Raw genomic sequence first — 24,385 nt, forward strand, 5'->3', positions numbered from 1 at the left:
AGAGAGTTCCGTTACCCGGCATTTATTATCCCGAAAAATACCTCCGGCGGTTTTAGGACTACGCAAAGATTGCGTTAACAATTAAGAAAGTATATTTCGGGTGAATGGGTGGAATTCTAACATCTTCTTCACTACGGGGAAGTTGATTAAAACTGAGACACATTCTTAGACAAGCATATCTTTAGACTGCATTTTGCTCAAATGTAATGACATTAGCGTTACGTGGTGCTACTTTCACCCTCAACAAAGAGAGGTAGAAAATGAATCGAACGCCAACACGAGCTGTCTCTGGCAGCGACGACGTGAAGCGCAAACGGGAAGCGCTGAACCTGCGTATCCATCCCGATGAGCGCGATTTGATTGATCGCGCCGCAGAAGTAAAAGGTAAAAATCGTACTGATTTTATTCTTGAAGCTGCGATGCAAGCTGCAGAAGCCGCTTTACTGGATCAGGTAATGATATCTGTTGATCCAGATGCCTATGCTGAGTTCGTTGCTCGGCTCGACCAGCCCGCAAAAAGCAATGATCGCTTGCGCGCTTTACTGAATACACCGGCACCTTGGGATAAATAAATATGGCATTGGAAGCCCCTGTACCGCTGACGGACAAGCACAATATTCGCGCTTTTGATTGTGGGGAAAACAGCCTGAATGAATGGCTGATAAAACGCGCTCTTGCCAACCAATATAGCGGCGCGTCACGAACTTTTGTTGTATGCAACGCGGGCCGAGTAGTCGCGTTTTATGCCCTTTCATCTGGTGCTCTTTTTTGTGCCCATAGCACCGGCAAAGTTAAACGTAACATGCCAGATCCCATCCCTGTGGTGATCCTCGGCAGGTTGGGTGTTGACCAAGCTATTAAGGGGAAAGGTATCGGAAGCGCACTGGTGCGTGATGCTATTTTGAAGATAGTGGTCGCAGCAGAATCATTGGGGATACGTGCAATGGTGATCCATGCACTGAATAATCGAGTGAAATCCTTCTATGAGTCCCTCGGCTTCACGCCTTCCCCGACCGACCCTATGATTTTGATGGCAACGCTCAATGATCTCAAAGACAGCCTTTGAAATTTCCCCACTCTAAACCAACCTTTCCAGCCAGCGTAACGAACCCATTACAGAGCCAAATATCAAATAACAAAAACATTGATAATTTGTATTGTTTCACGCGCCGCCCTGTTGATATGTTGAGGGAAAGTGTTTTTCTCATCATTTTAATTTGAGTTAATAACAGAACTCGGCGGAGAGCTATGAGCGCGAATTTTCCCTCTAAACCGGTTATTGGTGTGACACTTGATAGTGAAGAGGCTGGAGGCTATGCCGATTTTCCATGGTATGCGTTACGGCAAAATTATATGACGAGTCTGGCTTCGCTCGGCGCGGTGCCGCTGGCGCTTCCCCATCACGGCGAGTTGGCTGAAGAGTATTTGTCGCTCTGCGACGCCATCGTGGTCACGGGCGGCGCGTTTGATGTTTCCCCCGCGCTGTTTAACGAGCAGCAGTCGAGCGACCAGATTCGCCTGAAACCTGCCAGAACCGAGTTCGAAATCGCCATTATCCAAGGGGCAATGCGCCGCAATATGCCCTTGCTGGGTATTTGCGGTGGGCAACAGCTGCTGGCGGTATTGACCGGCGGCACCCTGCATCAGCACATTCCCGACGCCCTGCCTGACGCCCTCGAGCACAGCACCACGGTAGATACTGAGAACGCTGGCGGCAAAAAGCGCGCGCGCCATCAGGTCGACATTGTGGCTGATACCCTGCTTGCTCGCTGCGTGAAGGCTGCTCGCTATGAGGTCAACAGCTCCCACCACCAGGCGGTGAAAAGCGTCGGCGAAGGTTGCCGCGTCAACGCCGTCGCGCCGGACGGGGTGATCGAAGGGATTGAGTGCGAAGGCTACGATTTTTGCCTTGGCGTGCAGTGGCATCCTGAATATCAGCAGCATGAGCAGGACCAGCGGCTGTTAGCCGCCTTCGTCAGCGCCGCCACCCATTATCAGCAGAACATGCGTAGCAGCGGCCGGGCCATGGCCTTGGCGATGAACCGTCTGGGCAAGGCTGAAGAATGAGCCGCCCACTGGCTGCGACCACCGAACAGGCCTTACGTGCGTTGGGCATTGACCCGCAGGTGATTGCTCACCGCGCGTTGCCGTTTTTCGAGGATATCGATCCCAGCCTGCTGGTCATTGCCGAGACGGACCAAACCGGCAAAGCCCATCGGCTGACGGCCCCCGCTGCCGATGCCTGGCTGACGATGAAGCGCGCCGCCGAGCTGGATGGCGTGGAGATTGTGCTGATTTCGGCATGGCGCGATGTGGCTTATCAATCCGGGCTGATTGAGCAGAAGCTGCAAGCCGGGCTTTCGCCCGAGAAGATTTTCAGCTCGCTGGCCCCTCCAGGTTGTAGCGAACACCACACCGGCCGTGCGGTGGACATCAATACCCCCGATTGTGACGAAGTCACCGGCGTTTTCGGCGAAACCGAGGCTTTCCGCTGGCTTAGCGGCAACGCGGCGCGTTTTGGTTTCACCCTCTCCTTCCCGCCGAATAACCCTTGGGGCTTCATTTACGAACCCTGGCATTGGTGCTGGAACCCTTAATCCACCTCGCTTGCCCGCCATGTAATACACAAAACTCCGTTGTTTTTAGTTGAAGCTATTCGTCAATTTATGTATTTTTATGCAAGTTAAGTGCATAAAACAACAAACACAACAGGAGTTACCATGTTTAAGTCCTTTATTCTCGCCGGGTGCCTGCTTTCCTCTCTCGCCACTTCTGCTTTCGCGGCACAGCAAACCTACGTGGTTGGCTCAGGTGGTACATACCGTCCGTTCGAATATGAAAACAACCAGAAAGAGCTGGAAGGTTTTGATATTGATATCATTAAAGCCATCGCCAAAGCCGAGAACTTCAACGTGAAACTGGTGAATACGCCGTGGGAAGGTATCTTCGCGACGCTGAACTCTGGCGACCGCGACATCATCATTTCCGGTATCACTATCACTGACAAACGTCAGCAAATGGTTGATTTTTCTACTCCTTACTTCCCGGCCGAGCAGTCCATCGTGGTGCCAGCGGATTCAAAAGTAGACTCCGTCGCGGCCTTGAAAGGCCAGAAAGTGGGCGTAGTTAACTCCAGTACCGGCGACATCGTGGTGTCTGACGAGCTGGGCAAAAACAGCACAGATATCAAACGTTTCGACAACACCCCGCTGATGCTGCAAGAGCTGTCTGAAGACGGTATCGGCGCGGCGGTTGGCGACGTGGGCGTGGTGAAGTACTACATCAAATCCCATCCTGAGAAAGCGCTGAAGCTGGTTCCGGACAGCAAATTCCAGCGCCAGTACTTCGGCATCGCGGTGGCGAAAGGTAACACCGAGCTGCTGGGCAAAATCAACGCCGGTCTGAAAACCATTATTGCCGACGGTACCTACGCCAAGATTTACGCCAACTGGTTCGATAGCAACGTTCCTACCCTGCCAACTAAGTAATTACGCATAAAAAGGGGGCTTCATCGGCCCCCAATCAAGGAAAAGCATGACCGGATTTCGTTGGGAGATCATCTCCGAATATGCCCCGCTGTTTGTTCAGGGCGCGTTGATGACCATCAAATGCACCATTATTTGCGTTATTTTGGGCACCGCCTGGGGGCTGTTATTGGGTCTGGGTCGCATGGCCCGCGCCGATGATGGTCCGTGGAAACTCATTTTGCGCTTCGCGGTCCAGTGGCCGGTGCGCGTTTACGTCAGCGCCTTCCGCGGTACGCCGCTGTTTGTGCAAATCATGGTGGTGCACTTCGCACTGGTGCCATTATTTATTAACCCGCGTGACGGCATTTTAGTCGCCAACGGCCTGATGTCCTCGGACTTCGCTCGCTCTCTGCGGTCGGATTACGGCGCGTTCCTCTCCTGCGTGGTGGCGATCACCCTAAACGCCGGTGCCTACGTGTCGGAGATTTTCCGCGCCGGTATTCAGTCAATCGACAACGGCCAGATGGAAGCGTCCCGCGCGCTCGGCATGGGCTGGGGCAAAACCATGCGCAAAGTGATTTTGCCGCAGGCGTTTCGCCGCATTCTGCCGCCGCTGGGCAACAACGCCATCGCCATCGTTAAAGATTCCTCGCTGGCCTCGGCTATCGGGCTGGCTGATCTGGCCTACGCCGCGCGTACCGTTTCCGGCGCTTATGCCACCTATTGGGAACCCTACCTGACTATCTCCTTAGTCTATTGGGTACTGACGTTCCTGCTGTCGCTGCTGGTTCAACACATGGAAAAGAGGTTCGGCAAAAGTGATTCACGTTAAGGATTTACAGAAGCAGTTTGGCGAAACTCACGTCTTGCGCGGCATCTCTTGCGATATCGCGGAGCAGGAAGTGGTCTGCGTGATTGGCCCGTCAGGCTCTGGCAAAAGTACCTTCCTGCGCTGCTTAAACGCGCTGGAGAAGCCAAACGGCGGCGAAGTAGTGGTCAACGGTTTTGCGGTGCACGACCCGAAAACCAACCTGAACACGCTGCGTTCCGGCGTGGGCATGGTGTTCCAGCGCTTCAACCTGTTCCCGCACATGACGGTGCTGGAAAATCTGATCATGGCGCCTATGTCTTTGAAAGGGTTGTCGAAAGCCGAAGCCGTGTCGCGCGCTGAAAAGCTGCTGCAAAAGGTCGGTCTGATCGACAAAATCGACGCCTGGCCTTCCAGCCTGTCCGGTGGTCAGCAGCAGCGCGTAGCGATTGCTCGCGCACTGGCGATGGAACCGGCGTTGATTCTGTTTGATGAGCCGACTTCGGCGCTGGACCCGGAGTTGGTTGGCGAAGTGCTGGCGGTGATGAAACAGCTGGCGCTGGAAGGCATGACGATGGTGATCGTTACCCACGAAATGGGCTTTGCCCGCGAAGTGGCCGACCGCGTGGTGTTTATCGATCAGGGCGTGATCCAAGAGCAAGGCACGCCGGAGCAGTTGTTTACCAATCCAACCAATCCGCGCACCAAGTCGTTCTTGAGTAAGGTGTTGTAATCACGGCCGATAGTGGAAAAGGGCACCTCGCGTGCCCTTTTTTATGGCTGTTTAGGCCACGTCGCTCAGGCCATAGCCGTGGAATTTGCGCAGCACTTCATCAATGGCTTCATCACTCAGCAACGGCACTTCCGGCGTGACGGCCAGCGTCAGCAGATAGAGCCTCGCCAGCACCTCGACCTCTTGCGCCAGCCACAGCGCTTTTTCTAAGGTTTTCCCGCAGGTTATCATGCCGTGATGCTGCAACAGCGTGGCTTTATAGCCGGTCAACGCCGTCACCGCATGGTCCGACAGCGCCTGAGTGCCATAGGTCGCATACCCCGCGCAGGGGATCTTTTTGCCACCCGCCGCTGCCACCATGTAGTGGATCGCCGGGATCTCTCTATTCAGAATCGCCACCGCCGTGGCGTGTACCGCGTGGTTATGCAACACCACGTTTTCCGCCGGTTTGGCTTGCAGAATCGCCAGATGAAAACGCCATTCGCTGGAGGGGGTTTTACCCCTTTCGGCATTGCCCTGACCATCGACAAACACGATGTCGTCTTCGCTCAACTGCTCGTAGGGCACGCTGGTCGGCGTGATAAGCATGCCGTCGCCAAAGCGAACGCTGATATTCCCAGAGGTGCCTTGGTTCAGGCCCATGCGGCTCATTTCCAGACAGGTGTCGATTATCTGGCGTGCAATAACGTTTCTTTCCATGGTGATTTCCTCGGCGCGGCAAACTGCGATGTGGTGACGTTGCGCCTATCTTCTGGTGCGATGCCGGCTGGCAACAGTTGGCCGCGTGGATGTGTGACCGTCTTCAAAATATCGCTGAAAAAAGCGCGATTTCACCCACGCCGATTAACCTCTCCAGCGCCCGTTTTCAGCGCCTTTGCGGCAAACGGGCAGTTAGCGCATCCTTGACTTGGCGGGCCGAAAAGTGCCATTTATTGAGCCGCCGAATGTCGAATAAGGGTTTGCAGTGAAGATGAATAAGCAGGCACGGCTGGATGAAATTGTTGCCTTACTCAAAGGCAATGCCTCTCTGCGGGTCAATGATCTCGCTGAGTCACTGAATGTCAGCAAAGAGACGCTACGCCGGGATCTCAAATATCTGCAACTCAAAGGCCTGCTGGTGAGGGAGTATGGCAAAGCGAAAAGCCTGAAACGCCCCTTCGACGACCCCAGCGTGGCCTTTGAATCACGCTCGAAAAGCCACGCCCAGCGCAAAAGCCTACTGGCGGATAAAGGTATTGAGTGGATAACGCCGGGGATGTGCATCGCGTTGGATGCCAGTTCAACCTGCTGGCACTTGGCGAAGAAACTGCGCGACCAACCGCTGACGGTGTACACCAACAGCTACCGAATTTGCCACGAGTTAGAGAAAAAAGCGCAGATTGAGATTTTATGCTCTGGCGGCACGCTGGACAGAAAATACGCCAGTTATATTAATGATTCGCCGCTGCACATGGTGCGCAATATCGACATCGATTTATTCATTTTCTCCTGCGACGGCGTGGATGCCGACGGCAATATCTGGGACACGGATAACGGCAACACGCTGTTTAAAAAATTTATGCTGAAGAAGAGCCTGCAAAGCATTTTGCTGGTGGATTCCAGCAAAATTGAGCGCAGCGGTGAGGTGATTATCGGCCAGGTTTCGGCCGTGACGACGGTTATCCGCCAATAATTTAACGGGGATAATAGGTATCGTAATCGAAGCTGACCTGCTGGCGCGCCTCGTCGGCTGAGCCATAAACACCAATTCCCGCCCAGGCAAACATCGCCGCGCCCGACACCGTGGTTTCCGCCTTTGCCAGCACCTTCACCGGCAGTTGCAAAGTATCAGCCTTTATCTGATTCCACAGGGCATTGCGGCTGCCACCGCCGACTAAGACCAGCTCCTGAGTGTTAAATCCGGCCACCTGCTCCAGCATCGCCAACTGCTCGCGCAGGCGCACAGACAGCGCCTCCAGCGCCGAGCGATAGAGATGGCCGCGCTGGGTGGAAAGCGTGACGCCCTGCCACCCGGCCTGCTTATCACCCATCAGGTCGCTGCGCATGGTCACCCCTTCACTCCCCGCCGGAATACGCCCGGCCTCCAGCAGCATCTGTTCATAAACCTGCGGCGCGGGCACCTCAGGCCAATAGAGTTTGCGGATCCACTCCAGCACGCCGGAAGCCAGATATTGGCAACCGGGATTAAAGTAGCCATGGGCGCTGTCCAGCTCACAGGTCGCCGCGTGGTGAGATTGCAGCAGATCCGTATTGATGCTGGCCGAGCGGACCATCAAAATCTCCCAAGTGCCGGATGACAGCACCGGCTGGTTGATGCCCACGCCCGAGCCGTAAAGGGCAAATTGGGTGTCGTGGCCGGTAGAAATCACCGGAATGCCCGGCGTCAAACCCAGCCGCGCCGCCATCTGCGGCTGCAATTCGCCAATTTTATCTCCGGCATTAATCATGCGCGGGAACAGCGAAGCGTCGATGCCCACCAGTTTCAGCAGCCGCTGGCTGAACACTTCCTGAGTGACGTCCAGCAGCTGGCTGGTGCCCGCCATGGTTCTTTCGGTGGTCATTTCGCCGGTCAGCTGGAAGCTAATCAGCGACGACATAAACAGCCACGCGTGGGCGCGGTCGAGCAAGTCTGGAGCATTTTCGCGCAGCCAAATCAGCTTATACAGCGTGTTGAAGCTGTAAGGCGCGATGCCGGTAATGGCCTTAAGCTCGGCGGCGGGAATGTATTTATCGATGTTGTTCATCACGGCTTCGGTGCGCGGGCATTTCCAGCTGATCACCGGGTAAAGCAGCTCGCCCTGACGGTCCACCAGCGCGCCGTCGACGCCAAAGGCCGTGACGGTCAGGGCGCGCACCGGATGGTCGGGCAGCTTGGCCACCAACGACTGGCAGCAGCTTTCGAGGCTTTGCATAATTCTCGCCAGCGGCCAAATGTGCCACAGCGGGTTTTCTGCCGGGTTCAGCGTAAAATTTTGCTCATGGGCGCTGGCCAACACATTGCCTTGGCTATCGATGGCCATCGCGCGAATATTGGTGGCTCCACAGTCCAGAACAATCACGATCTCTTTTTGCATCTTTTCCCCTCACCTCGGCGCATCCTCTGTAGGGATGGTTATCACTTCGCGGAAGATTGGAAAGAGGCATCCCGCCTCATCGGGTGATTGCGCGGCTAATCTGTGAAAAGGATCACTAAAAACCGGGATTTAGCGGCAAAATCGCAGCGCGCGTTCTGCCCGTTTTCACGCGATGGTGGGCAAGCGGGCAGTGTTGCGCAATATGCTCAATCGGGGGCTGTAATGACGCCTGCGCCAGCGATATAGTAGCCGCCGGGCAAGAGCGTCAGAGGAACAAATATGCGGCAAAATCAGTTAGACGGCATAGTGTCATTTATCGTGGTGGCGGAAGAGTACAGCTTCTCTGCGGCGGCGGCGCGTCTTGGTGTTTCCCCTTCTGCCGTTAGTCAGTCAATCCGCACCTTGGAGCAGCGGCTGGGCGCCACGCTGTTCAACCGCACCACGCGCAGCGTGTCGCTGACCGACGCCGGTAAGCAGTTTATGGAGCGCGCCCTGCCCTGTGTGCAGGAGTTGGTGTCAGCCAGCGAAGAACTTGGCCAGTCTGGCGAAACCCCCACCGGGCTGCTGCGCATTAACATTCCCCGCAGTGCCCATCTGATTCTTCTCCAGCCGATTTTGCGCCGTTTTCTTGACGCCTGGCCGGGGATCCAGCTGGAAGTGATGATCGAAAATGCGCTGGTAGACATTGTCGGTCGCGCCTTCGATGCCGGGATCCGTTTCGGCACGATGGTGGATAAAGACATGGTGGCCGTGCCGCTCGGGCCGCCGCTGAAAACCTATATTGTCGCGACGCCCGAGTATCTTGAACGCCACGGCATGCCCGAAAAACCTACCGATCTACTGCATCACGACTGCATCGTTTTCCGCCACAACACCAGCGGCCAGCGCGAACGCTGGAGCCTGAGCAAAGATGGCGAAGAGCTGACTCTGCCGGTCAATGGTCGCTTTATTATCAACGACTCGCTGGCGATGATGCAGGCCACCCTCGACGGCGTGGGTGTTTCATGGATGATCAGCGGCTACGTGGAAAACCTGATCGCCGAGGGGCGGCTGATTTCGATCCTTCCCGACTGGTGCCCGCAGGTGCCAGGTTTTTGCCTCTATTATCCCGACCGCCGCCAAATGTCGTTGAAACTGCGCGTGTTTATCGACTTCTTAAAGCAGGAGCTGGCCACCTCCGGCTCGACCATCGCCAAAGATAGCTTCGCCCATCAGTTCTAATTGTGAAGTTTTTCTTCATGACTCGACAACCATTATACGGATTATCGCCCCGCGACCTGAGGAGTAGCCTGTAACGAGTTCTACAGGCATCCCTTCTGATAAATAAGGTCGCAAAATGACAGATTCATCTTCCGCAAAAACGCTTCTGATCACCGGTGTTTCCTCTGGATTTGGCCGCGCCTTGGCCGAGCAGGCGCTCAAAGAGGGCCACAAAGTGGCAGGCACGCTGCGCAATATGCAGGACGCCAAGGCGTTCGAACAACTCAAACCAGGCAGCGCCTTCGGCTATGTGCTTGATGTCACTCACAATGAGCTTATCGCCGCCACCATCGCCGATATCGAAGCCGAGGTCGGACCGATTGACGTGCTGGTGAATAACGCCGGGTATGGCTACGAGGGCCTGGTGGAGGAAGCTTCGCTGGACGCCGTGCGCCAGCAGTTTGAAGTCAACGTGTTTGGCGCGGTGGCGATGATTCAGGGCGTGCTGCCCTATATGCGCCAGCGCCGCGCGGGGCACATTCTCAACGTCACCTCGATGGGCGGCATTATCACCATGGCGGGCCTGGGCATCTATCACGGCAGCAAATTTGCGCTGGAGGGCATCTCGGAAAGTCTGGCGAAAGAGGTCAAAGGCTTGTGGATTCACGTCACCGCCGTGGAGCCGGGCGGCTTTCGCACCGACTGGGCGGGCCGCTCGATGACCCGCGGCGAGCGCAGCATCGGCGACTACGATGACGTTTTCGAGCCGCTGCGCCAGCGCCGTCAGGAGTACAGCGGCAAGCAACTGGGCGATCCTGTCAAAGCCGCGCAGGCAATGCTCAAACTGATCGCCACGGAAAACCCGCCGATGCACCTGCTGCTGGGCAGCGACGCGGTGAAACTGGTTGGCGAAAAGCTGGCGTTTTTGCAGCAGGAGTTCAGCGAGTGGGAAGCCGTTTCGCGTTCAACCGATTTCCAATAATCGCTGGCTAACTCCCTTCGACAAGAGGCTCCCCGAGCCTCTTTTTTTATGCGCATTTTCTTGGCTGACTTTCACATGCAATCTGGTCATAAATTGATACAGTAGGAAGAAAATCAACTAAAACGAGCATTTATCATGACTACCTCTCTGATTAACCAGTTAAAAGACGTGGTTGGACATAGCCACGTGCTGACCAAAGCCAACGACAAAGTGCCCTACACCAAAGGTTTTCGCGTCGGCAAGGGCGAGGCGCTGGCCGTCGCGCTGCCGAATTCACTGATAGAGATGTGGCAGCTGCTGAAAGTCTGCGTCGCCCATGATGTGATCATTCTGATGCAAGCCTCCAACACCGGCGTCACCGGCGGTTCCACCCCGGACGGCAATGATTATGACCGCGATATCGTGATTATCAGCACTCGCAAAATTAACGGTTTGCATCTGCTGGATAATGCCAATCAGGTGCTAGCCTTCCCCGGCACGACCCTCACCGAGCTGGAAAATGCCCTGAAGCCTTACCAACGCGAGCCGCACTCGGTGATTGGCTCCTCCTGCATCGGGGCGTCGGTGATTGGCGGCATCTGCAATAACTCTGGCGGTTCGCTGATCCGCCGTGGGCCTGCCTTCACTGAAAAATCGCTCTATGCCGCCATTGATGAGCAGGGCCAGCTGCAGCTGATTAACCATTTGGGCATTGAGCTGGGCGAAACGCCCGAAGAGATCCTCGCCAATCTGGTCAGCCAAAAATACACCACCGGCGACGCGGCGGACTGGCAGGGGCGGATTTGGGCCGATGATTATGAGAAAAAGCTGCGCGATGTCGATTCTGACCAGCCGACGCGCTACAACGGCAACCCTGAATATCTGCACGAAAGTGCCGGCTCCAGCGGCAAGCTGGCGGTATTCTCGGTGCGCCTGCCGACCTTTGAAAGCAGCCGTGGCACCACCACGTTTTACATCGGCGCCAATGACGAAACCGAGCTGGTGGAGCTGCGCCGCTTCTTGCTAAAAAGCCTTAAAGCCTCGCCGTTGCAGGCTGAATACATTCACCGTCAGGCCTTTGATTTAACTATTCGCTATGCCAAACACGTGTATAAGGCCATTGGCAAACAGGGCGCGGCAAAGATCCCCGAAATGTTCGCGCAAAAAAACCAGATTGATAAAATCGTTCGCGCCATCCCGATCCTGCCAAACCACGCGTTTGACAGCCTGATCCAGCTTTACAATCGCGTCACGGCAGACGGCGTGGAGCCGCGCATCATGGATTTCCACCACCAGTTTGAGCATCACCTGATGCTGAAAACCGAGCAAAAAGACGCGCCGGAGCTGAAAGAACTTTTGCAGAGTTTCTTTGCCAGCCGGCAGGGTAAATTCTTTGAGTGCAGCAGCGCCGAAGAGAAGAATGCGTTTTTGATTCGCTTCGGCGTCGGGGCCTGTACCGTCTACTATTGCGAAGGCAAGGGGCTGGATATCAACCAGCGTCTGGTGGCGTTCGACGTAGCGCTGCGCTCCAACGACCCCGAATGGCGGCTGAAACTACCGGCTCATTTACAACAGCAGGTGCTGCTGGAGTCCTGCTGCGGCCACTTCTTCTGTTTCGTCAATCATCAGGATTATATCCTCAAACCCGGCTATGACCCGACTGCCTTCAAGCACGGCGTGCTGGAGTATGTCGAAACGCGCGGGGCGAAATACCCCGCCGAGCACAATGTCGGCAACCAGTACCACGCCTCGCCGGACTACGAGCGGCATATGCACCAGCTTGACCCAACCAACAGTTTCAACGCCGGGGTCGGCAAAACCAGTAAGAAGAAGTTCTGGCGGGTTTAAGCCTTCCTAACCGCAAATCATCTTCACCGCGCCATCGGCAATCTCGGTCAGTTCTGCGCGAGATTGCCCGGCCCGCGCCCGTATCGAAATACTGTGTAAAACCGATGAAGCCAGCATCGCCAAGGTCGCGGCGCTGGCCTCTTGGCCTAGCTCTCCGGCGTCAATGGCAGTCTGAATTCGCCCGGTAAGAAAAGCATCCAGTTTGCCCATCCCCTCGAGCAGAAAAGCTTTAATCTCAGCATCTTCAATGGCTTCCGTGGCGGCGGTGCCAATCATAAAGCAGCCGCGAGGCTGTCCCTCGCCCGAGAAATAGATCTCCAGTTGGCCTTGGTAGAACTGTATCAGCGCCTGCCGCAGCGTGAGGCCGTCATCGCCCAGCGCGGCGTCCATGGCGGCGGCGGCCTGCGACCAATAATGGCCCAGCGCCTTGAGGTAGAGCGCGTGCTTATCGCCAAATGCAGCATACAAACTTGGGCGATTCATGCCCGCCGCGCTGGCGATGCTGTCCAGCGACGCCGCTGAAAAGCCGGTATTCCAAAATACGCCCAACGCCTGCCCTAAGGCTTCCTCAGGGTTATAGGCGCGAGGACGCCCGCGGCCTTTTGACTCCTTCGCTTTATTTTGTTCCATGTTGTACAAAATTCCTTGAATTCGGTTAGCGGATCGATATTCTTACATTGTCGCACAAAAATAAAAACTGTGCCTGTCTGAGCTGAAATCGCTCCAGGTTTTCACCACGCACTCTGAGAAAAGTGATAGTTACCATGACCCAAGCCGCTGATAACACTGCCACTCAAACCCGGCAACGCCTCCACTTTACACGCCCGATACTGCTGGTGGGATTGCCCGTGCTGCTCACGCTGGTGGGCGGCGGCTACTTTCTGGCAACGCTAAATTCGGTTTCCACTGATAACGCGTATGCGCGAGTGGCGAAAACCGCCATTAACGCCAGAGTGTCGGGGCAGGTGGTCAATATTGCCGTGGTGGACAATGAGCCGGTGCGCAAGGGTCAGGTGCTGTTCCAGATAAACCCAGAGCCATTACAAATCGCAGTAAACCGGGCGCAGGCCCAGCTCAGCGTGGCTCGCCTGCGGATTGAAGGGCTGAAAACCAGCTACCGCGAACAGCTGGCGGAGCTGCAATCAGCCCGCGAACAGGCCGATTTCGAGCAAAAGGATTTTGCCCGTAAAAAAGCCTTATTGGCGAATCAGTTTGTGTCGCAGTCGATGTACGAGCGCGCCGATACCGACCTGAAAGTCGCCCGCCAGCGCATCGCCTCCATTGAACAGCAGGTGGCGAATATTCTGGTATCCCTGAATGGCGATCCAAATATCCACGTCGACAGCCACCCGGCGGTACGCGAGGCCCAGAGCCAGCTCGACGAGGCCCAGCTTTACCTCTCTTACGCCACCGTCAGCGCGCCAGAAGATGGCATTGTCACCAAGGTTGACGACTTACAGGTCGGCAACTTTATCAATAGCGGCGCGCCGGCCTTTGCCCTGCTGTCAAAGAAACACGTGTGGATTGAGGCCAATTTCCGCGAAACCCAAATCAGCCAGATGCGCGCCGGGCAGTCGGCGACCGTGCATCTCGACAGCTACCCAGACCGGGCTTTTAAGGCCCGCGTGGTCAGCATGAGTCCGGGAGCTGGGTCTGACTTTTCCCTGCTGCCGCCGGAAAATGCCACGGGTAACTGGGTCAAAGTGGTGCAGCGCGTGCCGGTGCGCCTGGAACTGGAGGAGATAGCGACGCAAATCCCACTGTTTTCCGGCACCAGCGCCAGCGTACAAGTGGAAACCGGCAAGCATAGTTGGTGGCAAGCCTTAAGCGGGCTGATAGCAAAATGAGTCGCCGCGCGCTGCGTTTTGCCGCCCTGCTGGCGACCTATCTTCAGGCGATGAACCTGTCCATCCCCAACTCGGCACTGCGTTTTATTCAGGGTGGCCTGTCGATGGCGGACGATCAGGCGGGCTGGATTTTCACCTCTTATCTGGCCGCCAGCGGCATTACCCTGCCGATTGCCCAGTGGCTCGCGGGCCGTTTTGGCTTGAAGAGGACCTATCTGGCGGCCTTAGCCACCTTTGCTTGCGGCCTATGGCTGGCGGCCACGGCCAATACCCCACTGGGATTTATCGCCACGCGTATTGTTCAGGGCGCGGCCAGCGGCATTATTGCGCCCCTTTCCATGGCGATTGCGTTGGAAACCCTGCCCCCGGAGCGTCGCCCCCATTTTGCAGCGAGCTGGACCGCCATCGTGCTGCTCGGCATTGTCAGCGGCCCGGCGATTGGCGGCTGGCTGGCCGACGACTTTGGCTGGCCGTCGCTGTTTCTCACCAGCATTCCCTTGGTGGCGTTTATCGCCTTAGTGACCAGTCTGGATCTGCTGGAGAAAAAATCCGCGCAGCCCGCACGCTTTGATTTCTTTGGCTTTATCAGTTTTACCGCCGCCATTATCGGCCTGCAAATGGTGCTGGATCGAGGCGAACGGCTGGAGTGGTGGGACTCGCCAGAGATTTGGCTGGAAGCCGCCACGGCGCTGCTTGGGTTCTGTTGGTTGGTGGTGCACGTGCTGACTTCACCAAGCCATTTCCTCAGCAAAGCGCTGTTTCGCGATCGCAATTTTGTCTTGTGCACACTGCTGTTTTTCGCCGCCGGTTTTGTGCTGCTGCCGACCATGGCGCTGACTTCGCCGATGCTCGAGGAGCTGCTGGGCTACCCGCCCATGACGACCGGCCTGCTGACCCTTCCTCGCGGCATCGGCATTGTCGGTGGGTTTGTATTGATGAGCCGCGCGCCGAGGGGGATTGACCGTCGGCTGGCGGTAGCGGCGGGAACCGCCACGGTGATTTATGCCAATGCCACGATGCTCGATTACTCGCCGTTAATGGATTGGCCGCCGGTGGCGATTGCCGGAGCGATTCAGGGCCTTGGGCTGGGGGTGTTAATGCCAGCTCTGAGCCATGTCGCCTTTAGCACCCTTGCCCCGCAGCTTCGCCCAGAAGGGGCCGGGCTGTTTAATTTAGCCCGCACCTATGGCAGCACTCTGGGGGTCGCCGTGGTGCAGGCGCTGTTTTTCAACCATACGCAGGCGCTGCACCTGGCTTTCGCCAGCCACCTGACGCCGTATTACTTCGCGGCTGATCGCATCCCCGCCGCCAATCTGCCACAGCTGGCGGCGCTGAATGAAGCCATCACCGGCCAGGCGGCGTTTATCGCCCTGATCGGCCAGTTCAAAACGTTAATGGTGGTGATGCTGGTGGTGAGTCCACTGGTGCTGCTGTTACGAAAACCCAGCCCGTAAATAGAACCCAAGAGGTCAGAATATGAGTACCCAAGACAGGCTCCGCGAGACAAGATTCCCGATTCAACACGGCAGCGGCGCGATGCCAGCGGCAGGGTTTGGCACGCTATTTAAGGATCTTAGCGTCACCACGCAGGCAGTAACAGAGGCGCTGGAGGCCGGTTTCCGCCACTTCGACTGCGCCGAGCGCTACCAAAATGAAGCTCAGGTTGGCGCGGCGTTTCAGCAGGCATTAGCCTCTGGAAAGGTTAGCCGCGAGCAGCTGTTTGTCACCACTAAGCTGTGGAATACCCACCATCGCCCGGAATATGTCGCCCCGGCTTTGGAGGCCAGCTGCCGCCGTTTGCAGGTGGACTATGTGGATTGTTATTTGATTCACACGCCATTTGCTTTCCAGCCGGGAGACAATCTCGACCCGCGCGACGCCGAGGGGAAAGTGATTTATGACTCTGGCGTGACCTTACTCGAGACATGGCGGGCGATGGAGAAGCTGGTGGACGACGGGCGCTGCAGGGCTATCGGTTTGTCCGACATCACCCTGCCCGCGTTAAAACAGATTGTCGCCGACGCGCGCATCAAACCGGCGGTGGTGCAGGTGGAGTCCCACCCTTACCTGCCCGAGTGGGAGCTGCTGGAGTTTTGCCAACAGCAGGGCATTATCCTGCTGGCATTCGCCCCGCTGGGGCACGGCATGGAGCCGCGAGTGTTGGAGAATAACGTGATCACCACAATCGCTCAGCAGGTGGAGAAAACCCCGGCGCAGGTGGCCTTGGCTTGGGCGGCGCAGCGCGGCACAGCGTTCCTGACCACGTCTACCCGCCGCAGCCACATTGAAGAAAACTGGGATATTTCGACCCTGCCGGAGAGCGCGCTGAGCAGAATGAAGCAGGAGATTACTACCCGCATTCGCCTGAACTCGGTGGTGGAGACGGGCGTGCCGGGCTTTATTCCCCAGAAGAAAAACGACTGATTGAATCAACAATGCCTCCCCGTTTACTGGGGAGGTTTGGGGGATTTTGCCGGGCGAAAGGAAAAAGTCAGGCCACGCGCCATCTTCTGCGGCGGTTTTTCTCTTCATACATCTGGGCGTCGGCTTCGCGCAGCGCCATGTCCGGCGTGCTGTCCGTTGGGTTGATGGCCACCGCGCCGATGCTCGGCCCGGCGTAATCAATCAGACAAGATTGCAGCTGATATTCGCCGGTCAGCAGTTCGGACAGGCGCTTTTTGAAAGCCTGCGCCGCCTGTTGAGCTTCGCTAAACTCCATCGGCCCGGCCCCCGCGACCACAAACTCATCGCCGCCCACGCGGGCCATCACTTCATCGCCGCGCACGCCCTCTTTCAGCCTCTCTCCCACCGCCACCAGAAAATCATCCCCCACTTCATGGCCGTGGAGGTCATTGATCTCTTTAAAATCATCCAGATCGGCAAAGGCAATCAGCACATAGCGCGAAGTGGCGTGGGCCTGAGAAAACAGGGTCGGCAGCTGGTTGAACAGCGAACGGCGGTTCGGCAAGCCGGTCAGCTCATCGGTATAGCTGGCGGTGGTCAGCGCGTCGTTGGCGAGCTGTAATTTCTTCAACAACTGCTCGCTCTGGATCTGTTGAGCAATCAGGTTGGCGAACAGCTGAAGCACCTGCTCGCTGCGCTCGGACAATTCGCGGTGTTCAGAGCTGGCGGCGCACAGCGTGCCGTACAGCGAGCCGTCGGCCAGCGTTACCGGCGTGCTGACATAGGTGGTGATCCCCAGCGCCCTCGCGGCTTCTGAATCCCCCCAAATCCCAGCAACGTCGCAGGTGTAGCGGCGGCCTTCGTCCAGCGCGCGCTTGCACAGGGTGTCTCCCCAAGGCACCGACAGCCCCTCGGGGATATGCATATTGCTGCCATTGCGGGAAAACAGAATGTGCTGCTGCCCGCCATCTTCGTCAATACGAGTCAGGTAGGTGGACTCCATATTGGTCACCAGCTCGAGCATCTCCAGCAACTGCCGAACCAGTCCTTCGAGCGTATATTCTGCTTCTAACGCTGTCGAAATGCGTTCGAGAAGATTATCTGTCATATGTCATGAAACCTTTGGTGGAGAGAGTCGAGCGGGTGCGAATTTTGAGAGCGAACGTTTTAACATAAATTGCGCGCCCTCGACACGGGAGTTGAGCAAAAAATAATCGTTTAGCCATCAGGCGAGAAAGCTTCGCGTTCAGTTTGCGGCAATAGAGTAACAAGCTAGACTCTCGGCTGACAAACGTGGACCATAAGCTACCCCCTATGGTTAACGACACTTTTCCTTGAGACTTCAATGAGAGACACCAAACAACCTTTTGCCACGCGCAAACGCCCCATGAAACTGATGACGTCGGTCATTTTGATGATTGGCGCAGTGATCCTCTCCGTCCTGCTGGTTGTACATCTGCTCTATCTTATTCAGGTCAGCGATACCACCCGCGACGGCGTGAAAGAGAAGGCGCTGGCGGTGGCCCGCACGCTGGCTGACCTGCCGGAAATCAGGCGCGGGCTGACTCAGCCTTCGGACAGCGGCATCATTCAGCCAATTGCCGACGCGGCGCAGAAGAGAAATGACCTGCTGTTCGTGGTGGTGACCAACATGAGCGGCATTCGCTTCTCGCATCCAAATAAAGAGGTGATCAGCCGCCGCTTTATTGGTGACGATATCAATCCAGCCTTGCAGGGCAAAGAAAATGTGGCGATCAATCACGGGGTGTTGGTGGAGGCGCTGCGGGTGTTCACGCCAGTTTATGATGACCAGCACAAGCAAATTGGCGTGGTGGCGATTGGCATTTCCCTCAGCAAAGTGACCGAGCAAATCAATAAGAGCCGCTGGAGCATTTTGTGGACCGTGCTGTTTGGTACGCTGGTCGGCGCACTGGGGACCTTCGCCTTGGTGAAGATGCTCAAACGCATCTTGTTCGGGCTGGAACCTTATGAAATATCGACGCTTTTTGAACAGCGGCAGGCGATGTTACAGTCGATCAAAGAGGGGGTGATTGCCGTAGACCAAGACGCGCGGGTGACGCTGATTAATCAGGAAGCGCGCCACCTGTTTGGCGAAACCGCCCCCGAGTTTTCCATTAATGTCGAAAACATCGGCGGCTCCCAGCCACTGATCCATAATCTTAACGACGTGCTGCAAACTGGCGTGCCGCGTCAGGATGAAGAGATCAATGTCAAAGGCCGTTTACTGCTGAGTAATACCGTGCCGGTGCGCAGCAATGGGGTGATTATCGGCGCTATCTGTACCTTCAGGGATAAGACCGAAGTCAGCCAGTTGATGCAGCGCCTGAGCGGCATGGTAAACTACGCCGATTCGCTGCGTGAGCGCTCGCACGAGTTTATGAACAAGCTGCACGTGATCCTCGGGTTACTGCACATGAAGAGCTACACGAAGCTTGAGGATTACATTCTCAAAACGGCCAATAACTATCAGACAGAAATTGGCTCGTTGCTGTTAAAAATCAAATCGCCTGTTATTGCCGGTTTCTTGTTAAGCAAGATGAAACGCGCCACGGATATGCACCATCAGCTGACGCTCAGCGATGATAGCCTGCTGCCCGACAATGCCAATGAAGATCAGGTGGCGGCGCTGATCACCGCGCTAGGTAATTTGATTGAGAATGCGCTGGACGCTCTGGGCCAGCAGCCGAACGGAGAGATAAGCGTGTTGCTGCATTACCAGAATGGCTGGCTCGCTGGCGTGGTCAGCGATGACGGCCCCGGCATTCCGCCTGAGCATATTGATGCTATTTTTGAGAAAGGGTTTTCGTCGAAAGGTGAAGAGCGCGGCGTCGGGTTATCCCTGGCGAAACAGCAAATTGAGAACCTTGGCGGAAGCATAAGCGTTGAGTCAGAACCTGACGTATACACCCAATTTTTTGTACAACTCCCGTGGGATAGTGAGAGGAAACCGGCATGATCAATGTGCTGATAGTCGATGATGATGCCATGGTTGCAGAGCTTAACCGCTGTTATGTGACTCAGATTGAAGGGTTTACCTGCACTGGCGTGGCCTCAACCTTACAACAAGCCAAAGATCTGGTGTTGAATCCTCAACATCCTATCGACCTTATTTTGCTTGATGTCTATATGCAGCAGGAGAACGGGCTGGATTTGCTTCCCGTACTGCGCGATGCCGGTCGGCCAATCGACGTGATTGTGATCTCCTCCGCCGCCGATGCCGCCACCATAAAGAAGTCACTGAACTACGGCGTGGTGGATTACCTGATCAAGCCTTTCCAGTTCCCGCGTTTTGAAGAGGCCCTGACCCACTGGCAGCAGAAGAAAACGCTGATGGATCACCATCAGTATTATGAGCAGTCTGACGTGGATCGCCTGATACACGGCGAGCCGCAGACCACGTCTGACAACAAAAAGCTGCCGAAGGGCTTAACGCCGCAGACCCTGCGCACCCTGTGCCAGTGGATTGACGCCCATCCTGACACCGAGTTCTCCACCGATGAGCTGGCGCACTCGGTGAATATCTCGCGCGTTTCCTGCCGTAAATACCTGATTTGGCTGGCTGACAGCCATATCCTGTTCACCAGCATTCACTACGGGGTGACGGGAAGGCCGGTCTATCGCTATCGGCTGCAAGAAGATCATCACGCCCTGCTAAAACAGTATTGCCAGTAGTAATTGGGGAATTAGCGCAGCAGCTGGTAGCTATTATCCAGCAGCGTGAAGCCAAACTGGCGCTGTGATGAGCAGACAATCTGCCGCTGTTTAGTGACAAAAATCGCCTCGATATGTGCAAGGTCTTGCAGATACTCGAGGCTTTTTTCTACCCCCATGCCATACAGCAGCGTGGTGTAGATATCGCCGTCGATGGAATCCTCAGAAATCACCGTCACGCTCTGTAACTCGTTATCCAGCGGATACCCGGTTTTCGGGTCGAGAATATGATGATAGCGGCGGCCGTCCAGCTCAAAATAACGCTCGTAGATACCCGACGTAACCACCGATTTGTTGCTGACGTGGATCACGCCTAGCAGCGCATCTTCGGCGGCAAACGGCTTTTTCAGCCCAATCCCCCACCCCTGTTCCCCACTGGCGCCCAGCGTCTGGACATTGCCGCCGAGGTTAATCAGCCCGTGCGGCACCTGCTCGGACAGCAGGAAATCCCTCACCACGTCGGCAATATAACCTTTGGCTATCGCGCCTAAGTCGATCTCCATTCCGGCGTATTGCAGGAAGACGGAGCGCGCGGTGTCATCGAGCACCACGTCATGGGGATTGGTCAGGGCGAGCAGGCTTTGCAGGTCGCTGGCGGCGGGCACGCTGTGGCCGCTAAAGCCAATTTTCCAGCGTTTTACCACAGGGCCGATAGTGAAGTTGAACAGGCTGTCTTCGAGCAAACTCACGGCCTTGGCGCGTTTTATCAGCTCGTAAACCGGCGGGCTAACCACCACCGGGTGGCTGCCCGCCGCGTGGTTTATCGTCATCACTTCAGAGTGCGGGCGATTGACCGTGAAGATGTTCTCTTGCTGTTTGATCAGCCGGAAAACGCGTGACGCCAGACTCTCATTATGTTCAAACAGCTTGAGCAGAATGGGGGAACCCATCAGCACGGCGGAGTAAGCATAAATTCGATCGTCTGGCGTCATAGCGTTATCTCGTCAATCAAGTGGATAAAGCCTGCGCGCCGGGGAGGCGACACAGGCTATTCGCCGTTATTTCATCGAGAAGCGAGCGGCGTTGCGTCCTGCAAGAATACCGAAGATGATGATATCCGCAACGGCATTACCGCCAATTCGGTTGCCGCCGTGGATGCCTCCGACCACTTCACCGGCTGCGAAAGCGCCGTTCAGCGCCTGCTGCTGGCTGTCCAGCACGCAGGTTTCGGTGTTAATGGTCACGCCGCCCATGGTGTGGTGAACCCCCGGCGCGATGCGGATGGCGTAGAACGGCCCCTGATTGATTGGGTGGCGCATCGCCGTGGTGCGGCCGAATTCGGCGTCGTGCTGCTTATCCACTGCGACATTGTAAGTCTCGAGGGTGGCGAGGAAGGCGTGGAAATCCATCTCCAGCTTGTTAGCCAGCTCGCGCGGAGACTCGGCGCTAATCACAAAACCGCGCGCGATATACTCATCGGCAGCCTTGTTGTTCAGTCGAACTTGCTCATCAAATACCACGTAAGCATATTTTTCCGGCTGGGCAATGATTTGCTCCGAGACTTTGTCGCGGGTTTCCATCTCATTAAAGAAGCGTTTACCGGCCTGATTGACCAGAATCGCCCCGCCGCCGCGAATGGCTTCTGAAATCAGGTAAGAGGTGGTTTGCTCAACCGTTGGGTGGATTTGAATTTCGCCCATATCCACAGTATCTGCGCCGATGTTCTGCAAAATCGCGATACCGCCGCCGGTTGCGCCTTTATGGTTGGTGGTGACGAAGCCGTCCAACTCAGGGCGATATTTCACCACCATGTCGCGGTTGGCGCTGAAGCCACCAGTGGCCACAATCACGCTTTTAGCATTGATGGTCAGCACTTCGTTTTCATCGTTTAACAGCTCTACGCCCTGCACTGCGCCCTGCTCATAACGAATCTGAGTCACCGAGGTATCGAGCATCACGTCGATATTGCGTTTGTTGAGGTTCTTCACCAGGCCGCTAATCAGGAAGCCACCCACCGCGCTGCGATCCGCCGGGCGATGAGTACGGTCGATGCTCATCCCGCCGGTGATGGTGATATCACTCAGCTCGATGTCGTGTTCGGCTAGCCACTCCACGGCCTGCGGCGCGCGCTCGACGAACTCTCTCAGCAAGACCTGATTGTTCTTGAACTGGCCGCCTTTCAGGCTCTCTTGGTAGAACAGCTCTTTGCTGTCTTCAATGCCTTTGAGTTTCTGGAAACGCGTTTCCGCCGCGTTCATGCCGACAGAGGCTTTGATGGTGTTGCCGCCGATGGTGGACATTTTCTCCACCACCAGCACTTTCGCCCCTTCATCACAGGCTTGGATCGCCGCGGCCAAACCCGCACCGCCGCTGCCGACCACCACCACGTCATAGCTTTGCGGCGCTGACGGGCTGCCGCCCTCTTCCAGCAGCTGGGCTTTGCAGGATTTAGCAATAGCTTTTGAAACGGCTTTCTTCACGGCTTCGCTTTGCGTGGTCGCGCCGGTGACGGCGTCCACGTGCGGGCTGTTAGCATCCAGAATGCGGCTGCGGATGATTTCGAAGCTGGTGGTGAAGGCCACGTCTAGCTCGGCATCGGCATCCAGCTCGATGTCAGCAATGCGGTCAGTTTCCAGACTGACGTTAATGGCCAGCTGATGGGTATCGTCCTGCACTTTTTCATTAAAGACGCCGGCTTTGAATTTTTTCGACGTCATGCTCATGTCGCGGATCATCGCGTCGACCAGCGAGAAGCGCCACAGCGGCTGCGGGATGGTCAAAGCTTCGCGCTGGGTGCTGTCGATAAATAGCTCGAGTTTCTTATCTTGGGTGATGCGATCCGCCCAATCTGGATAAGCGATGCAGGCTTTGCCGACCGCCACCATGTCATAACCGTGCTCCAGCGCCAGCTCGGCATCTTCCATATTCACCACGCCACCGACGCCCATCACCGGCACTTTAGCCAGCGTCTCAGAGCGCATCGCGACATATTTGTCGATCAGCGGCGTTGGATCTTGGCTATCAACAATCGAAGGACGTAGGGTATAGCCGACGGAGAAGTGCAGGTAATCCACACCGCGCGCCGCCAACTTTTCCAGCAGGTACATGGTGTCAGCGAAGCGAATGCCCGGCTCTTCAATCTCTTCTGGTGAGAAGCGGTAGCCGATAATGAAAGAAGGATCGGCGTATTGCTGCGCCATCTGGTGGGTGATTTCCAGCACCGCTAGCGGGAATTTGGCGCGGTTTTCGCGGCTGCCGCCCCATTGGTCGGTGCGCTGGTTGGAGTTTGGTGAGAAGAACTGCTGAATCAGGTAGGTGTTGGCGCCGTGGATCTCCACGCCGTCGAATCCGGCTTCAATGGCGCGACGCACGCCTTCGCCAAACTTAGCAATCATGCCGTCCACTTCTTCCGTGGTCAGCGCGATGGGGGTGGCGGCACCTTCACGCGGCGCGGCCAGCGCGCTCGGCGCGACCGGAGACTGGCCGCCAATCAGTTTTGGCTCGGTCATGCGGCCGCCGTGATAAATCTGCAATACGGCTTTTGAACCTTTCTCTTTGATTGCTTGCGCAATTTTAGCCAGCCCCGGCACTTTGCTGTCGGTGTCGATACCAATGGCGCCGGGGAAGGCCAGACCTTTGTCGTCGATAAAGCAGCACTCGACGATAACCGTGCCGATGCTACCAGCACGGGCGCGGTAGTATTCCACCAGCTCGCTGTTGACTGAGCCGTCGTAAAAGCCGGTGCAGGTGGTCATCGGTGCCATCAGCAAACGGTTTTTCAACGCGGTGCCGTTTGGCAGAGTAATAGGACTCAATAACCGATCGCGATTTTTCATAATAATTAACTCCAACCTAAAGTGTTTAATATTTTGTGAATTCGGTATCGGATTAATTAATTCTTTTTAGTTAGTCTCCGTTCTCATAGTATTAATATATTACTTTCTTTAGTTTCATAATCTCTAACCTTAGTTATTTAACTATTTACCTATTAATATCCCGCTGCATTTATTAATGCATTGTTAAATGACAAATAGAATGATCACATTTAATCAAACACTCACCAGCTTTATATTTAATTAGGAAAAAATGCTTTATCAAGAATGAGACGCAATAACCCGACACAAGCCATCAATTAAAATAACCCTTTAAAATCATAAAACTAAAATCAACCACACTTCCCCAGAGTATGACCAATGATTACGGGAGCAAGCATTTCATACTAAAATTCCTATCTTAATTTCACTTAGTATCACTCCCACCAAAATTAACCTTTATTTTTGTGCATGATTAAAAAGAAAAATATAAATAGCTTTTCTTGATCCAGATCAAAAGTAATAAACAGGAAAATCGCATTATATAAATAACTTCTCCC

General features: G+C 55.6%; 22 protein-coding genes. 16 read left to right on the forward strand and 6 right to left on the reverse strand.

Features of this window, described 5'->3' with window-relative positions; genetic code table 11:
* Positions 1–260: 260 nt before the first annotated feature.
* From V2154_RS18000 to V2154_RS18030, 7 genes are all read left to right on the forward strand, one after another.
* Positions 261–572, forward strand: coding sequence for a type II toxin-antitoxin system TacA family antitoxin (locus tag V2154_RS18000; protein ID WP_353503297.1), 312 nt, complete (start codon positions 261–263; stop codon positions 570–572).
* Between the two features lie 2 nt (positions 573–574).
* The gene (locus tag V2154_RS18005) at positions 575–1,066 is read left to right on the forward strand and encodes a GNAT family N-acetyltransferase (protein WP_353503298.1); all 492 of its coding nucleotides are present in this window, start codon (positions 575–577) and stop codon (positions 1,064–1,066) included.
* Between the two features lie 182 nt (positions 1,067–1,248).
* The gene (locus tag V2154_RS18010; RefSeq protein WP_353503299.1) at positions 1,249–2,067 is read left to right on the forward strand and encodes a gamma-glutamyl-gamma-aminobutyrate hydrolase family protein; all 819 of its coding nucleotides are present in this window, start codon (positions 1,249–1,251) and stop codon (positions 2,065–2,067) included.
* A complete protein-coding gene (locus V2154_RS18015) occupies positions 2,064–2,597 on the forward strand; it encodes a M15 family metallopeptidase (protein WP_353503300.1) in 534 nt (177 codons plus the stop codon). Before V2154_RS18010 ends, V2154_RS18015 begins: the two co-directional genes overlap by 4 nt.
* Positions 2,598–2,720: 123 nt before the next feature.
* Positions 2,721–3,488 carry a basic amino acid ABC transporter substrate-binding protein gene (locus V2154_RS18020; RefSeq protein WP_353503301.1) on the forward strand — a complete coding sequence of 256 codons (768 nt, stop codon included), beginning with the start codon at positions 2,721–2,723 and terminating at the stop codon, positions 3,486–3,488.
* A 46-nt stretch (positions 3,489–3,534) separates the two neighbouring features.
* Positions 3,535–4,299: an amino acid ABC transporter permease gene (locus V2154_RS18025; RefSeq protein WP_353503302.1), complete on the forward strand. Its 765-nt coding sequence runs from the start codon at positions 3,535–3,537 to the stop codon at positions 4,297–4,299.
* Entirely contained in the window at positions 4,286–5,008 is a 723-nt protein-coding gene (locus tag V2154_RS18030) for an amino acid ABC transporter ATP-binding protein (protein WP_353503303.1), read from the forward strand. The genes V2154_RS18025 and V2154_RS18030 overlap by 14 nt, the downstream gene beginning before the upstream one ends.
* 51 nt (positions 5,009–5,059) lie before the next feature.
* Here the strand turns inward: V2154_RS18030 and V2154_RS18035 are convergent, their stop codons facing one another.
* Positions 5,060–5,707, reverse strand: coding sequence for an L-fuculose-phosphate aldolase (locus V2154_RS18035; RefSeq protein WP_353503304.1), 648 nt, complete (start codon positions 5,705–5,707; stop codon positions 5,060–5,062).
* 271 nt (positions 5,708–5,978) lie between these two features.
* Between V2154_RS18035 and fucR the strand changes: the two genes are divergently transcribed.
* Positions 5,979–6,680: an L-fucose operon activator gene (fucR, locus tag V2154_RS18040; protein ID WP_353504025.1), complete on the forward strand. Its 702-nt coding sequence runs from the start codon at positions 5,979–5,981 to the stop codon at positions 6,678–6,680.
* Position 6,681: 1 nt separating this feature from the next.
* On the opposite strand, the gene fucK is transcribed toward fucR, so the two are convergent.
* Entirely contained in the window at positions 6,682–8,082 is a 1,401-nt protein-coding gene (fucK, locus tag V2154_RS18045; protein WP_353503305.1) for an L-fuculokinase, read from the reverse strand.
* A gap of 279 nt (positions 8,083–8,361) precedes the next feature.
* Here fucK and V2154_RS18050 point away from each other — a divergent pair, with 279 nt between their 5' ends.
* From V2154_RS18050 to dld, 3 genes are all read left to right on the forward strand, one after another.
* Positions 8,362–9,303, forward strand: coding sequence for a LysR family transcriptional regulator (locus V2154_RS18050; protein ID WP_353503306.1), 942 nt, complete (start codon positions 8,362–8,364; stop codon positions 9,301–9,303).
* Between the two features lie 115 nt (positions 9,304–9,418).
* Complete coding sequence (locus V2154_RS18055; RefSeq protein WP_353503307.1) at positions 9,419–10,264, forward strand: oxidoreductase; 846 nt, start codon at positions 9,419–9,421, stop codon at positions 10,262–10,264.
* Positions 10,265–10,399: 135 nt separating this feature from the next.
* Entirely contained in the window at positions 10,400–12,091 is a 1,692-nt protein-coding gene (dld, locus tag V2154_RS18060; RefSeq protein ID WP_353503308.1) for a D-lactate dehydrogenase, read from the forward strand.
* A 6-nt stretch (positions 12,092–12,097) separates the two neighbouring features.
* Here the strand turns inward: dld and V2154_RS18065 are convergent, their stop codons facing one another.
* Positions 12,098–12,721 (reverse strand): TetR/AcrR family transcriptional regulator, encoded by a 624-nt coding sequence (locus V2154_RS18065; protein WP_353503309.1) that lies wholly within the window; start codon positions 12,719–12,721, stop codon positions 12,098–12,100.
* Positions 12,722–12,855: 134 nt separating this feature from the next.
* Between V2154_RS18065 and V2154_RS18070 the strand changes: the two genes are divergently transcribed.
* Genes V2154_RS18070 through V2154_RS18080 form a run of 3 tightly spaced genes read left to right on the forward strand, consistent with a single transcriptional unit; the run spans position 12,856 to position 16,362 of the window.
* A complete protein-coding gene (locus tag V2154_RS18070; protein WP_353503310.1) occupies positions 12,856–13,938 on the forward strand; it encodes an HlyD family secretion protein in 1,083 nt (360 codons plus the stop codon).
* The gene (locus tag V2154_RS18075) at positions 13,935–15,392 is read left to right on the forward strand and encodes a DHA2 family efflux MFS transporter permease subunit (RefSeq protein WP_353503311.1); all 1,458 of its coding nucleotides are present in this window, start codon (positions 13,935–13,937) and stop codon (positions 15,390–15,392) included. The genes V2154_RS18070 and V2154_RS18075 overlap by 4 nt, the downstream gene beginning before the upstream one ends.
* Before the next feature lie 22 nt (positions 15,393–15,414).
* Positions 15,415–16,362 (forward strand): aldo/keto reductase, encoded by a 948-nt coding sequence (locus V2154_RS18080; protein WP_353503312.1) that lies wholly within the window; start codon positions 15,415–15,417, stop codon positions 16,360–16,362.
* 67 nt (positions 16,363–16,429) lie between these two features.
* On the opposite strand, the gene V2154_RS18085 is transcribed toward V2154_RS18080, so the two are convergent.
* Complete coding sequence (locus tag V2154_RS18085; RefSeq protein ID WP_353503313.1) at positions 16,430–17,449, reverse strand: sensor domain-containing diguanylate cyclase; 1,020 nt, start codon at positions 17,447–17,449, stop codon at positions 16,430–16,432.
* A 237-nt stretch (positions 17,450–17,686) separates the two neighbouring features.
* On the opposite strand from V2154_RS18085, the gene V2154_RS18090 reads away from it, so the two are divergent.
* Together V2154_RS18090 and dcuR are read left to right on the forward strand one after the other, a co-directional pair.
* Positions 17,687–19,318, forward strand: coding sequence for a sensor histidine kinase (locus V2154_RS18090; protein ID WP_353503314.1), 1,632 nt, complete (start codon positions 17,687–17,689; stop codon positions 19,316–19,318).
* On the forward strand, positions 19,315–20,034 hold the full coding sequence (gene dcuR, locus V2154_RS18095; protein WP_353503315.1) for a two-component system response regulator DcuR: 720 nt from the start codon (positions 19,315–19,317) through the stop codon (positions 20,032–20,034). Before V2154_RS18090 ends, dcuR begins: the two co-directional genes overlap by 4 nt.
* Positions 20,035–20,045: 11 nt before the next feature.
* Here dcuR and V2154_RS18100 read toward each other — a convergent pair whose 3' ends face one another.
* Complete coding sequence (locus V2154_RS18100) at positions 20,046–21,005, reverse strand: FAD:protein FMN transferase (RefSeq protein ID WP_353503316.1); 960 nt, start codon at positions 21,003–21,005, stop codon at positions 20,046–20,048.
* 66 nt (positions 21,006–21,071) lie between these two features.
* On the reverse strand, positions 21,072–23,849 hold the full coding sequence (locus V2154_RS18105) for a flavocytochrome c (protein WP_353503317.1): 2,778 nt from the start codon (positions 23,847–23,849) through the stop codon (positions 21,072–21,074).
* Positions 23,850–24,385 lie beyond the last annotated feature (536 nt).

The organism is Ewingella sp. CoE-038-23 (assembly GCF_040419245.1).
In the GTDB taxonomy this organism is placed as follows: Bacteria; Pseudomonadota; Gammaproteobacteria; order Enterobacterales; family Enterobacteriaceae; genus Ewingella; species Ewingella allii.